15 protein-coding genes are annotated in these 12,507 nt (G+C 62.7%); 10 read left to right on the top strand and 5 right to left on the bottom strand.

The annotated features are described in order from the left end of the window. The first annotated feature begins 16 nt into the window (after positions 1-16). From J3D46_RS22685 to J3D46_RS22675, 3 genes are all read left to right on the top strand, one after another. Entirely contained in the window at positions 17-1,165 is a 1,149-nt protein-coding gene (locus J3D46_RS22685; protein ID WP_253468992.1) for a 3-deoxy-7-phosphoheptulonate synthase, read from the top strand. 140 nt (positions 1,166-1,305) lie between these two features. Then, positions 1,306-1,518: a helix-turn-helix domain-containing protein gene (locus J3D46_RS22680; RefSeq protein ID WP_017199160.1), complete on the top strand. Its 213-nt coding sequence runs from the start codon at positions 1,306-1,308 to the stop codon at positions 1,516-1,518. A 163-nt stretch (positions 1,519-1,681) separates the two neighbouring features. Next, positions 1,682-1,780, top strand: coding sequence for a 30S ribosomal protein bS22 (locus tag J3D46_RS22675; protein WP_003792170.1), 99 nt, complete (start codon positions 1,682-1,684; stop codon positions 1,778-1,780). Between the two features lie 154 nt (positions 1,781-1,934). Here the strand turns inward: J3D46_RS22675 and J3D46_RS22670 are convergent, their stop codons facing one another. Together J3D46_RS22670 and J3D46_RS22665 are read right to left on the bottom strand one after the other, a co-directional pair. Then, on the bottom strand, positions 1,935-2,897 hold the full coding sequence (locus J3D46_RS22670) for a DUF559 domain-containing protein (protein ID WP_253468990.1): 963 nt from the start codon (positions 2,895-2,897) through the stop codon (positions 1,935-1,937). Between the two features lie 178 nt (positions 2,898-3,075). Next, the gene (locus J3D46_RS22665) at positions 3,076-3,894 is read right to left on the bottom strand and encodes an HAD family phosphatase (protein WP_231340770.1); all 819 of its coding nucleotides are present in this window, start codon (positions 3,892-3,894) and stop codon (positions 3,076-3,078) included. Between the two features lie 76 nt (positions 3,895-3,970). Here J3D46_RS22665 and J3D46_RS22660 point away from each other — a divergent pair, with 76 nt between their 5' ends. Both J3D46_RS22660 and J3D46_RS22655 read left to right on the top strand, forming a co-directional pair. Next, a complete protein-coding gene (locus tag J3D46_RS22660; protein ID WP_159707209.1) occupies positions 3,971-4,225 on the top strand; it encodes a glutaredoxin family protein in 255 nt (84 codons plus the stop codon). Between the two features lie 76 nt (positions 4,226-4,301). Next, entirely contained in the window at positions 4,302-5,009 is a 708-nt protein-coding gene (locus J3D46_RS22655; protein WP_141281215.1) for a redox-sensing transcriptional repressor Rex, read from the top strand. A gap of 47 nt (positions 5,010-5,056) precedes the next feature. On the opposite strand, the gene J3D46_RS22650 is transcribed toward J3D46_RS22655, so the two are convergent. The 3 genes from J3D46_RS22650 to J3D46_RS22640 form a co-directional block, all read right to left on the bottom strand. After that, entirely contained in the window at positions 5,057-5,755 is a 699-nt protein-coding gene (locus J3D46_RS22650; RefSeq protein ID WP_231340771.1) for a hypothetical protein, read from the bottom strand. Between the two features lie 263 nt (positions 5,756-6,018). Then, positions 6,019-6,717, bottom strand: a complete 699-nt coding sequence (locus J3D46_RS22645; protein ID WP_231340772.1) for a hypothetical protein — start codon at positions 6,715-6,717, stop codon at positions 6,019-6,021. A 178-nt stretch (positions 6,718-6,895) separates the two neighbouring features. Then, positions 6,896-7,447, bottom strand: coding sequence for a YceI family protein (locus tag J3D46_RS22640; RefSeq protein ID WP_231340783.1), 552 nt, complete (start codon positions 7,445-7,447; stop codon positions 6,896-6,898). Between the two features lie 208 nt (positions 7,448-7,655). Between J3D46_RS22640 and J3D46_RS22635 the strand changes: the two genes are divergently transcribed. The 5 genes from J3D46_RS22635 to ccsB are packed head-to-tail and all read left to right on the top strand — an operon-like array spanning position 7,656 to position 12,472. Continuing rightward, positions 7,656-8,321 (top strand): histidine phosphatase family protein, encoded by a 666-nt coding sequence (locus J3D46_RS22635; protein WP_231340773.1) that lies wholly within the window; start codon positions 7,656-7,658, stop codon positions 8,319-8,321. Positions 8,322-8,323: 2 nt separating this feature from the next. After that, positions 8,324-8,929 (top strand): TlpA disulfide reductase family protein, encoded by a 606-nt coding sequence (locus tag J3D46_RS22630; RefSeq protein WP_231340774.1) that lies wholly within the window; start codon positions 8,324-8,326, stop codon positions 8,927-8,929. Between the two features lie 5 nt (positions 8,930-8,934). Next, positions 8,935-9,690 carry a cytochrome c biogenesis CcdA family protein gene (locus J3D46_RS22625; RefSeq protein ID WP_231340775.1) on the top strand — a complete coding sequence of 252 codons (756 nt, stop codon included), beginning with the start codon at positions 8,935-8,937 and terminating at the stop codon, positions 9,688-9,690. Next, on the top strand, positions 9,690-11,405 hold the full coding sequence (locus J3D46_RS22620; RefSeq protein ID WP_231340776.1) for a cytochrome c biogenesis protein ResB: 1,716 nt from the start codon (positions 9,690-9,692) through the stop codon (positions 11,403-11,405). The genes J3D46_RS22625 and J3D46_RS22620 overlap by 1 nt, the downstream gene beginning before the upstream one ends. Beyond that, positions 11,405-12,472 carry a c-type cytochrome biogenesis protein CcsB gene (gene ccsB / locus J3D46_RS22615; RefSeq protein WP_231340777.1) on the top strand — a complete coding sequence of 356 codons (1,068 nt, stop codon included), beginning with the start codon at positions 11,405-11,407 and terminating at the stop codon, positions 12,470-12,472. The genes J3D46_RS22620 and ccsB overlap by 1 nt, the downstream gene beginning before the upstream one ends. The last annotated feature ends 35 nt before the right edge of the window (positions 12,473-12,507 follow it).

Below are 12,507 nucleotides of genomic sequence, written 5' to 3'. Positions count from 1 at the left end.
GGAACAGGACCCAGAAATGACCAGCATCGCCGCAGAACACACCGAATCGCTCGACTCCGCTGATTCCGGGCAAGCAGCCCAGCCCAGCACCTCCAACCTCCGGGTTGCCCGTTTCGAGCCGCTTCCGGCACCCCAGGACCTCATCGCAGAGTTGCCGCTGGACGCCCGCTCAGCGGCCGTCGTCGACCGCGGCCGTGACCAGGTCCGCGCCATCATGGACGGCGTGGACGACCGCCTTCTGGTGATCGTTGGCCCGTGCTCCATCCACGATCCCAAAGCCGGCCTGGAATACGCCCGCCGACTGGTCAGCCAGGCGGAGAAGCACAAGGAAGACTTGCTGATCGTTATGCGGACCTACTTCGAGAAGCCGCGCACCACCGTCGGCTGGAAGGGCCTGATCAACGATCCCCACCTGGACGGCAGCCACGACATTGCCGCTGGTCTTCGCGCCGCCCGGGGTTTCCTGAAGCAGGTCACCGCGCTGGGCCTGCCCACGGCCACCGAGTTCCTTGAGCCGATCAGCCCTCAGTACATGGCTGACCTGGTCTCCTGGGGTGCCATCGGCGCGCGCACCACCGAAAGCCAGATCCACCGCCAGCTCGCCTCCGGACTGTCCATGCCCATCGGTTTCAAGAACGGCACCGACGGAGACCTGCAGGTGGCCATCGACGCTTGTGGCGCGTCCGCCGCTGAGCAGGCCTTCCTGGGAATCGACGACGACGGCCGCGCGGCCCTCGTGGCGACGTCCGGCAACCCGGACACCCACGTGATCCTGCGTGGCGGACGCAAGGGGCCCAACTACTCCATGGAAGACGTCGCGGCTGCATCGTCCAAGCTCGCTGCCAAGGGGCTGAACCCGCGCTTGATCGTGGACGCCAGCCACGCCAACAGCGGCAAGAGCCACCACCGCCAAGCCGAGGTTGCGCTGGAAATCGGTGCGCAGCTCGAGACGGGGGAGACCTCGCCGATTGCCGGCGTCATGCTGGAAAGTTTCCTGGTGGGAGGAGCGCAGAACCTGGACACCGCCAAGCAATTGGCAGGCGAACAGGAACTCGTTTACGGCCAGAGCGTCACCGACGCCTGCATGGAGTGGGACGTCACGGCGTCGGTCTTGGAACAGCTCGCAGCGTCGGCACGGAAGCGTCGTGCAGCGACGGAGGAGTAGGGTCCCACTTTCCGAAAGTACTTTCACATTGGCCCCATCAGCCTCTAGAGTATCTAGCACATGGTTGTTTGATGGCTCAGCATCGGCACACCGTTCTACGGGGGGTGTCCTTACCGGCTGAGAGCAAAGGAATATGGGAAATGTCCGCAGAGACTAACTTCTCGAATGCGCGTTTCATGACGGTGGCTGAAGTGGCCGACGTCCTGCGTGTTTCCAAAATGACTGTGTATCGCCTGGTCCACTCAGGGGAAATGCCCGCCGTAAGGTTCGGCCGTTCCTTCCGGGTTCCTGAAGAGGCTGTTGCCCAGTACCTCAAGGGTGCTGTGGTTGACGGACAATCCGAGACCGCCTGAGGCTGCCGGGGTCCGTCCAGCGGACCGTGGTCATGGGGTACCCCTTTGAAGCGGTACTCTGTTAAGGAACGTTTTACGTCAATGTAAGAATCTGTCAGTTGTACTGTCTGCTTCCGCGGATCTGTTCCAACAGACAGGAACTTCTAGTTTGTAAGGAACTTTCGTGGGTTCAGTTATTAAGAAGCGCCGCAAGCGTATGGCCAAGAAGAAGCACCGCAAGCTGCTTCGCAAGACCCGCCACCAGCGCCGCAATAAGAAGTAGAGATACTTCATCAAGCGTGAATGCCCGTTGCCTTTCGAGGTGGCGGGCATTTTTGCATCCCGGACCCCGCCCCCAACCACCGATCCCCTCTCACCGTCGGCACGGTTTTTGCTGGCGCTCTCTCACCGTTCGGGCCTTTTGGCGGAAGCCTCTCTCACCGTCCCGGCGCGAAACCCGACTCCACAGCCGGGTCAATCCAGCCGTTCGGTAGGGCCCTCTTGATGTGCAGTATCGCCTTGGCGAATCCGTCTGCCAGATCGTCTTTTCCGAAGACAAGAACGGTCCAGCCCGCCGCCGCGAAAGCTTTGTCGCGGCGCCGATCGCTGAAGAACTGTTCCTCCTCAAGGTGATGTTCGCCGTCGTACTGAATGGCCAGGCGCCGCACGCGGAAGCCGAGGTCCGCGGATGGAGAGTACGGGTCGTCCGCCCGTAGCCGTATCTGGAGCTCAGGTTCTGCGAGGCCTGCGTCGAGCATGGCCAGACGAAGCATCGACTCCGGCGCCGAGTCAGCACCGACCCTCATCAGTTCAAGTGCTTCGCGTGCCCGGACCACACCTTGCAGGTTCTTGTGCCGGTCAAGCATTTTCCGAAGTGCCGCGATGGAACTGAACGGAGTTTCGCGTCCTTCAAACTCCTGCCGAGGGGTGCGAATGATTTGGTCGCCTACACAGACCAGCTCTTTCAACGGTAGTCGGCGTGCCAGGTCCAGCCATGTCCTGGAGCGGGTGCTCATCCACATGCCGTGGTTGAACTCGATTTCGGATTCGTCCACGATCACCGTGTGTCCGATGATGCCTCGTCGCCGCGCTGAGGGGAGTTTCGTTGGCTTACTGAGGTGCAGTTCATGTGAATCGGCCAGCCACGGCGGGAGGAAAAGGCCGTGTATCCTGGCGGCGGTCACATGGGAGATCCATGCGCCAGGACTCGCCGCTGAGAGGGATCGCGCAGCTTCCGTCAGGTCAAAGTCCCAATTGGTGGGACGGTAGATTCCTTGGCTGACACTTTCGAATGAGTTTCGATTTCGGAGCTGCGCATGCTCCAAGCCCGCAGCCTTGGCCTCGTCAATGGTGAAGGGGGCAGAAGCCAGCAAGGCAGGAACGGGCGACGGTTTTTGCATACGGGCATTGTTGCCCAAGAAGCCCAGCACGTGCAGAAGTTATCCACAGGCGCTGTGGCTGAACTCATGCGGTGAGAGGGGGTTGGCCGGGAGGGGCTGTTTGGTGAGAGGGGGTTGGGCGGGAGGGGCTGTTTGGTGAGAGGGGGTTGGCCGGGAGGGGCTGTTTGGTGAGAGGGGGTCAGATGCGGGGGCCGCGGAACCTTGAGAATCCTCGCCACAGACCGTAGATCGCTCCGCCGACGGTGGCGGCCTTTAGGCCCAGCGTTGCTGCGCGGCGACCGGAACGGAAGTCGTACACGGGCCAGTTGTTCTCGCGGGCGTGCCTGCGGAGCTTGGCATCCGGGTTGATCACTACGGGGTGCCCCACCATGGTCAGCAGCGGAATGTCGTTGGCTGAATCGCTGTAGGCCCAGCAGTGCTCCAGGTCCAGGCCCTCCCGGTCGGCGACGAGTTGAACGGCGACGGCTTTTGCGGGCCCGTGCAGGATGTCACCCACAAGTTTCCCTGTGTACATTCCGTCTTCGACTTCGCCCACTGTGCCAAGGGCGCCCGTCAGGCCGAGCCGTGTGGAAATGACCGTGGCAACCTCGATGGGTGTTGCCGTCACAAGCCACACCTTCCGGCCGACCCTGAGGTGTTGTTCCGCCAAGGCCTTGGTTCCGGGCCAGATCCGCGACTCGATCATTTCGTCGTAGACCTCTTCGCCCAATGCCTTGATGTCATCCACGGTGATGCCGGCGGCGAGGGTAAGGGCGGAGTCGCGCACTGCGTGGACGTCTTCCATGTTTTCGCCGCGCATGACGAATTTGAACTGCTTCCAGGCGAAACCAGCAGCTTGGGGGAGCGTAAATGCCTTGCGCTCATACATTTTGCGGGCCACGTGGAAGAGGCTCGCGCCCTTCATCAACGTGTTGTCGACATCGAAGAATGCGGCTTCGCCAGTACGCTTCTGCACTTTGGCATCCGCGAACACAGCGGCGTTCTTCTCCTCGGGCATGCTTTGAGTCTAGTCAATCGCCGGCGCCTCGCGCTGACGGCGCCCGGGAGGGGATCCGGGCGGTTACCGTTATCCCATGGCTATTCCCGACGTCGTCCTCCTCACTAAAGCTGACTGCCACCTCTGCACGGAGGCGCGTGCCGCCGTCGAACGTGTAACGAAAAGCCTGGGTGTGCAGTGGACGGAGCAAAGGATCGACGACGATCCCCAACTGCAGGAACGGTTTGCCGAAGAGATTCCCGTAGTGCTGGTGGATGGCGTCCAACGGGATTTTTGGAAGATCGATGAGCAGCGGTTGAGCCGCACCCTGAAGAAAGTCCTGGAGGGCTGAGGGTGCGGTTACCCGTAAGTAACGGCTTTTGTTGAGTCCGGCCGGGGGTCATAGAGTGGAACAACAAAGCGACGCAATGGAGAATACCGTGACTGCGCTGGAACCGTCACCGGAAGCAACAACCGGGGACAACGAACCTGCCGCCAAGCAGATCCCGCCCGCGGCTGTGGCCCGGATGACCCTCTATTTGCGCGCGCTCAACTCTCTTTTGGCCGAGGGCGTGGAACGGGTTTCTTCCGAAGCGCTGGCTGAGGCCTCGGGCGTCAGCTCATCCACTCTCCGCAAGGACCTCTCCTACGTGGGCTCCTATGGAACCCGGGGTGTTGGTTACGAGGTCCAGTACCTGAGTCGCCACATAGCGGCCGCGCTTGGCCTGACGCACGACTGGAAGGTCGCGATCGTCGGCGCCGGTAACCTCGGCAAGGCACTGGCACGGTACGGCGGCTTCGAATCCCGGGGCTTTGACGTCGTAGCCATCTTCGACGCCGATCCCATGGTGATTGGTAATGAAGTGGGCTGGCTGCGGGTCAGCGACTCAGCCGAACTCGAACGGGTCCTGGAGCGTACCCACACGAATATGGTGGTGCTGGCGTTGCCTGCCACGGTGGCCCAGGCTGTGTGCGACCGCGTGATTGCCGCCGGAATCCGGAGCATCCTCAGCTTCGCTCCAGTCCTGCTGCAGGTTCCACCGCATGTGAACCTCCGCAAGGTGGACATGGCCACCGAGCTCCAGATTCTGGCCTACCACGCACAACGGGCGCAGACACCGGGCCAGGCTGTTTAGCCTTCGCCGGGTCCGCGCCCGCGTTTAGTGCTTGGAGTCCCGCGTCTTTAGCGGCCGTAAGGGTTCTGGTATGCGTTGCCGAACGGCTGGGCCTTACGGAAGTAAGGAGCCGACGCCGGCAGGTAGAGCAGGACGATTGCGGCGATTCCCAGGAGTGCGGAGAGCGTCGCGAGGCTCAACGGGAAGAGGGCGAAAATGGAGAGCGCGGCGAGGATCGTTCCAAGGATCCGGGCCCAGTTCCGGCCCTTGCGGACGTTGATGGCCACGAGTGCGTAGAGGCCCGCACCGATGATCCCCACTACCACCATGACTCCGATAATGAAGCCCTGGACGTCTTCGAACCTGACGTCCGCAGCACCGCCGGCAGCCATCTGGTCTTCCACCATGCTGCGCATCGTGGGATCGCTCAGGGCCGCCATGCCAATGAGGATGGAGATGAGCCAAATCGCTCCGGCTCCGACGATCAGCCAGAAAGCGATGTTGACCATCTGCGGCACAGTGGTGGGGCCGGGCTGCTGGCTTGGCCAGTTGGTGTCCTGGCCGTACTGCGGTGCGGCGGGCGCCTGGCCGTACTGCGGGGCGGCGGGTGACTGCTGGCCGTACTGCGGCGCGGCGGGTGACTGCTGGCCGTACTGCGGCGCGACGGGTGACTGTTGGCCGTACTGCGGCGCAGCGGGCTGGCCGCCTGGCTGCTCTGGCTGGTTGGCATCGCCTGGGTTTGACGGCGGGTACGGAGGGTTGCTCATGGCATTCCTTTGCTTGTTCGACTGCTGGTGCGGCCGCCGGGATCAGCAAAATGACCCTGCCCCCAGCGTGGTTCTGCTTCCACCGTACCTCCCGGGTCTGACGCTGCAGTCGATCACACGCAGGTATTTGAGGCTCACAGCAAAAATCATCATGTTGGCTTACGCCTTCATGATGAAGGCCGCGGGAATCCACCAGGGATTCGCCGCGGCCTTCTGCTCACATGCCCGCCGTTCAGGGAACGACGGCGGCAGTTCAGCCAGCGCTAAGCGTGACCTTTTACTGCCTTGAACCAGAGCTGGGAATTCGGGAGCCACATGAGGACAACGGCTACTGCGCTGACGAGGAAGCCGAACCAGTTTCCGCCCAGTCCCATGCCCGATCCACTGCCGTTTGCCGCTCCAAAGATGGCGAGCAGCAGGGAGACAGCGGCCACTATGGTCAATGCCAGACGTGCCCACTCCTTGCCCTCCTTCATCTTCATGGCCAGGACCACCTGGGCTGCGGCCACGGCCAAAGCGAGCAGGAGCAGGACCAGTGCCAGGGCTGCGATGGCCGGAGCGAACGCGAAGGCGGCGATGACGGCGAAGAATCCAATAAGCCCGAACAGCAGGCCCAGGAGTCCGGAGATCACCCAGATGAAGTAGGAGACCTTCAGTTCCGTTGGAAGGCCCTGGGTTTTGAACATTCCCGAGAATCCGCCCTGGGGCATGACGTCGTTGAAGTTGCGGGGCCCGTCGGTGGGCATTTCGAAGTGGAAACCGGGCTGCCCTGGGGCAGGCTGGCCGGGGCCGGGCGGCGGTGGCGCGGGCTGCTGATACTGGCCCGGTTGCGACGGCGGCTGGTAACCCTGGGGTGGCTGGTAGCCCTGCGGAGGCTGGTAACCCGCAGGAGGAACATTGCCGGGCTGCGGAGGCTGGGAGCCGGGCTGCTGTGGCTGTGGTGCTTCGTCTGGGGTACTCATGGCATCACTGTAGACCGCAGGTTGAAGGTTGCATAGGAACTTCGCAGCCAACTCGCAGGTTAATACAGGCTGTTTGCCGAACAATTGCGGGGTGACTTCCGTGTATTGCAAAACGGCGCCGCCCACAGCCGGAAACTGTGGACGGCGCCGTTTGGCTGCCTTCGGGCGAAGGCTGGGACTATGCAGCAGCAGGAGCGATGAAAGCGAGTTCCAGGTTGATGACTACCTTGTCGCTGACCAGCACGCCGCCGGCTTCGAGGACGGCGTTCCAGGTGAGGCCGAAGTCCTTGCGGCTGATGGTGGTTTCACCGGAAACGCCGGCGCGGGTGTTGCCGAACGGATCCACGGCAACGCCGTTGAATTCGGTCTCGATGGAAACTTCCTTCGTCACGCCCTTGATTGTGAGATCGCCCACGAGGTCGAAGCTGTTGCCGTTGGCCTTGACGTGGCGGGACACGAAGGTGATCTCCGGGAACTTCTCCACGTCGAAGAAGTCTTCGCCCTTGACGTGGCCGTCACGGTTGACGTCGCCGGAGTCGAAGCTGGCGGTCTGGATGGTGGCGCTGACCTTGGAGTCGGTGAGGGCTTCGCCAACCTCGAGGGTGGCCGAAGCGTCCTTGAACTGGCCGCGGACCTTGCTGATACCTGCGTGGCGGACGGTGAAGCCGATCTCGCTGTGGGAAGCGTCGAGGGTCCAGGTGCCGGTGGTGACGGTGGCGGGGAGAGTCATCATGGTGTTGCTCCTATGTCTAGTGGAAGGTACTGCGTGCTTGCCTGGTTGACGCCGATTGCTTGAAGCGTCAACCGAGCTTCGTGTCTAGTATAAACATGCATATGCATCTTTTATTCCAACTCCGGGGAACATTTCGGAAAAACTTTGAGTTCTACTAGCGGTAGAAGATTTCGGATCGCCCCGCTTCTTTGAGAAACTGGTAAACATGCCCCAAGCAACTGTCCATCTGCTTCGCCATGGCGAGGTCCATAATCCCGACGGCGTCCTGTACGGACGGCTGCCGGAATTCCACCTCTCCGAACGCGGCCGGGAGATGGCCCGCATGCTGGCCGATCACTTCGCGGCCCGCGCCAGCCAGGGCGCCAAGATCGTGCACCTGGTCGCGTCGCCTCTGACACGGGCCCAGGAAACGGCGATGCCCACAGCCGAGGCGCTGAACCTGGAGATCACCACCGAGCCGCGCATCATCGAGGCCGAGAACCATTTCCAAGGACTCCACCCCACCAAAAGTGAGTTCCTGAAGCCCAAGCACTGGTTCTACTTCCGGAATCCACTGCGGCCTTCCTGGGGAGAGCCCTACAAGGAACAGGCTGCCCGCGTGCTCGCCGCAGTTGAGGACGCCCGCGTCAAGGCAATCGAGCTGGGCGGCGACGGCGCCGAAGCCATCCTGGTCAGCCACCAACTGCCCATCTGGTCCACCCGGTTGACGGCGGAGGGACGCCGCTTGGCGCATGACCCCCGCAAGCGCGAGTGCACCCTGACGTCCCTTACTTCCCTCACGTTGGACGATGACGGCAAGATCATCCGCGTTGAGTACAGTGAGCCTGCTGCTGTCCTGCTCCCCGGCGCGGCGAGCACACCGGGAGCATAAGCATGGATAACAATCTCTCACGACGCGGCGTGCTGACCGCCGGCGGCGTCCTCCTCGCAGGACTGACCATGGGCCTGTCCGCCTGCGCCCAGGAAGACTCGCTGGCAAAGCAAGCCAAGGCAGGCGACAACAAGAATTATGTGGCCGGCGATGGTTCGGTGACGGAGTTCGCCAAGGCTGACCGTGCAGCGCCCGTGGCATTGAAAGGCACCCTCTTTAACGGCGAAACAGTGAAGCCCGAGGACCTCCAGGGCAAAGTCACCGTCCTGAATTTCTGGTTCGCCGCCTGTGCCCCTTGCCGCATCGAAGCGCCCCAGCTTGAAGCCCTGCACCAGGACTTCAAGGACCAGGGCGTCCAGTTCTTCGGCGTCAACCTGCGGGATGAACAAGCCACAGCCGATGCCTTCGACAAGACCTTCAACATCACCTACCCAAGTTTCAACGACAAGGACGGGGCTGTGCTCCTGTCCGTGTCCGGCATCGTGCCCCCGGGCGCCGTGCCCACAACCCTGGTCCTGGACAAGGAAGGCAAGGTTGCCTCCCGCGTGCTCGGCGAGATCGAGAAGAGCACCCTGAAAGCCCTCATCACCTCCGCAGTGGCCGAGTAGCACCCATGAACAGTCCCTTCGCCGAGACGATCCTCAACGGATCACTGCTGCTGGCCGTGCCAGTGGCATTGCTGGCCGGGCTGGTCTCGTTCCTTTCGCCCTGCGTGCTGCCGCTCGTCCCGGGTTACCTTGGCTACGTCACGGGGCTGACCGGCGTCGACCTTGAAAAGCAGCGGCGGGGCCGCATGCTGGCCGGCATCGGGTTGTTCGTCCTTGGATTCTCGGTGATTTTTGTTCTCCTGGGCGGGGCTTTCGGCCAGCTTGGGACGCTCCTGACCGGTCCGCAGAATGCCTGGATCACGCAACTGCTCGGCATCCTGGTGATCATCATGGGCGTGGTCTTCATGGGCGGCTTCGGCTGGTTGCAGCGCGACGCGAAGATCCATGCAAAACCCCCGGCGGGACTATGGGGTGCGCCGCTGCTTGGACTCACTTTCGGATTGGGCTGGGCGCCTTGTATTGGTCCGACGTACTCCGCGGTACAGTTGCTGAGCCTGTCCGGTGGTTCCTCTGCTGCCAAGGGCGCACTCCTGGCGTTCGTCTATAGCCTTGGCCTCGGCATTCCGTTCCTCCTGATCGCGCTGGCCGTCCGCCGGGGCATGGGAGTCATGTCCTTCTTCCGCAAGCACCGGCTGGCCATCCAGCGGATCGGCGGAGGCATCCTGATTTTGCTCGGCATCCTGATGGCCACCGGTGTGTGGGGAACCTGGGTGACCGAGTTGCAGTACTGGTTCCAAAACGATGTGAAGTTGCCGATCTGATGAGCGAGTCCGTGAAAGCCAAGAAGAAGTCACCGTCCGCTGAGAGCACGCCCGGAAACACAGCGGAAGGAAAACTCCAGCAGGCCAAGTCCGAGGCCGCGCTTCCCGCGCTCGGTGTCATGGGCATGCTGCGGTGGGCCTGGACCCAGCTGACCAGCATGCGCACGGCGCTGTTCCTCCTTCTCCTGCTCGCCGTTGGCGCCGTACCGGGTTCCCTGTTCCCGCAACGGCCCGCGAATCCGTCAGTGGTCACGCAGTACATCAAGGACAACCCGTCTTACGGCGAGCTGCTCGATGCCTTGCAGCTGTACGACGTGTATTCGTCGGCCTGGTTCTCGGCCATCTACATCCTGCTGTTTGTCTCGCTGATTGGCTGCGTCACTCCGCGCGCGATCGCCCATTACAAGGCCATGAAGTCCCAGCCGCCGCGCACCCCCAAGCGCCTTTCGCGCCTGCCGGAGTACGGCACGCTGGAGCTGCCCGCCGACGCCGGGGTCCCGGCGTCGAAGGCCATTAACGATGCCGCCGGGCTGCTCAAGAAGCGCGGCTACCGTGTTGAGGTCAGGGACGTCGACGGCGCCCTGCCGTCCTTGGGTGCCGAGCGCGGCTTCCTGAAGGAAGTGGGCAACCTGGTGTTCCACACCTCCCTGATCGGCGTGCTGGTGTCAGTGGCCATCGGCGGTCTCTTCGGGTACAGCGGCCAGCGCATCCTGGTGGAGGGCGACACGTTCGTCAACACGTTGGTGGGCTACGACCAATTCACGCCTGGCACCAACTTCCAGAGCAGTTCGCTCCAGCCCTACTCGATGCAGTTGGATAAGTTCGAGGCCAGGTTCGACCGCGAATCGCCGGGCAAGGCGGGCCAGCCGATCGACTACACGGCCGAAGTCACTACCAAGGAAAACCCGGATGCGCCGGCCAAGAAGGAGACCCTGAAGGTCAACGATCCCGTTTCACTTGGCGGTACCAGCCTTTACCTCACCGGTAACGGCTACGCTCCCATGGTGACCGTCCGCGACGGCGAGGGGAACGTCTCCTTCCAGGGGCCCGTCACGGCCAAGGTCCAAGGTGACAACTACTACTCTTCGGTGGTCATCAAGGTCCCGGACGCCAAACCGGAGCAGCTCGGCTTTGTCGGCTTCTTCCTTCCCACGGCGTTCGTCACCGAGGACGGCATTTCCTTCAGTGGCGCCCCGGAACTCATCAACCCCCAGCTAAGCCTGAACTCGTTCTACGGTGACCTTGGCCTTGACAAGGGCGTGCCCCAGAACGTGTTTGAACTGGACGTCAAGGACCTCAAGCAGCTCAACGGCCGCGACCTAGCGGCCGGCGGTATCACCCTGACTCCGGGTGCAACGGCCAACCTGCCCGAAGGCAAGGGCAGCATCACGTTTGATGGCGTCAAGAAGTACATCGGCGTGGACATCCACCACAACCCCGGCCAGCTGTACGCGTTGATCTTCGGTTTCCTCGCGGTTGCCGGCCTGGTCATGTCGCTCTACATCAACCGCCGACGTGTCTGGGTCCGCACCGGAACCCATGCGGACGGCCGCACCATGGTGGAATACGGTCTGCTGGCCCGCGGTGAAGACCACCGTCTGGCCGGCGAAGCCGCGGCACTTCGCGAGATCTTTGCCCGGGAATGGAACGTCCCGGAGACGCAGGACACCGCAACAACTACAGCAGGATCTTCCTCAACCTCGAAGGACCAGTAATGCCCGTCATCAACGAAACCCTGGGCCAGTACAGCGAGCTGTTCATGCTGTTGGCCGCCGGCACGTACACCGTGGCCTTCATCGCGTTTGCCTGGGACCTGGCGAAAAGCAGCAAAATGCTCCGGGCAGTGGACCTGAAGGCCGCAGCCAGCTCCGCCAGCGAGAAGGTTGCCGTCTCCGCAGGTCGCATTGGCGGAGGCTTGGGCGGTCCCGACGCCGGTGGGCCGGCTGGCCGTGCAGAGCGTCCGACGTCGGGCCTCACCGTTGAGGGCGGCACCGCCGCCGGCGACATGAAGTACGCCGGCGAACGGCGCGCCCCGGCCCGCGTTGCCGTTGCACTGACGGTCCTGGGCGTCCTGATCCACGGCGCGGGTGTGGTCACCCGTGCTTTCGGCGCAGGTCGCGTGCCGTGGGGCAACATGTACGAGTTCCTCACCACCGGTGCCTTCGTTGCTGTAGCCGTGTTCCTGATCGTCCTCATCCGCCGTGACCTGCGCTTCCTGGGCACGTTCGTGATCGGGCTGGCCATCATCATGCTCGTGGCGGCCTCGGCTGCTTTCTGGACTCCCGTGGGCCACCTGGTGCCGGCCCTGCAGAGCTACTGGCTGATCATCCACGTTTCCATCGCAGTACTTTCTTCCGCCCTGTTCACCTTGACGTTCGCCATGTCCGCACTGCAGCTGGTCCAGTCGCACCGGCAGAAGAACCTGGCCGCGGGCCGTGCGGACAAGCTCGGCTTCATGCGCATCGTTCCGAACGCGCTGAGCCTGGAAAACCTGTCCTACCGGATCAACGCCATCGCCTTCATCGGCTGGACCTTCACCCTCATGTTCGGCGCCATCTGGGCCGAGAAGGCCTGGGGTCGGTTCTGGGGCTGGGACCCCAAGGAAGTATGGACGTTCGTGATCTGGGTGGTCTACGCGGGCTACCTGCACGCGCGGGCAACCCGTGGGTGGACTGGAACCCGTGCGGCGTGGTTGTCGATTGTTGGCTACGCCTGCGTCATCATCAACTTCACGCTGGTGAACACGGTCTTCAACGGCCTGCATTCCTACTCCGGGCTCTAAACCGAGGGTTGGGTCCCACTCCGGGCCTGAGCAGG

Source organism: Paenarthrobacter sp. A20 (genome assembly GCF_024168825.1).
GTDB lineage: Bacteria > Actinomycetota > Actinomycetes > Actinomycetales > Micrococcaceae > Arthrobacter.
Note: the sequence above shows the minus strand (reverse complement) of the source record. Positions and strands in the feature narration are given on the sequence as shown.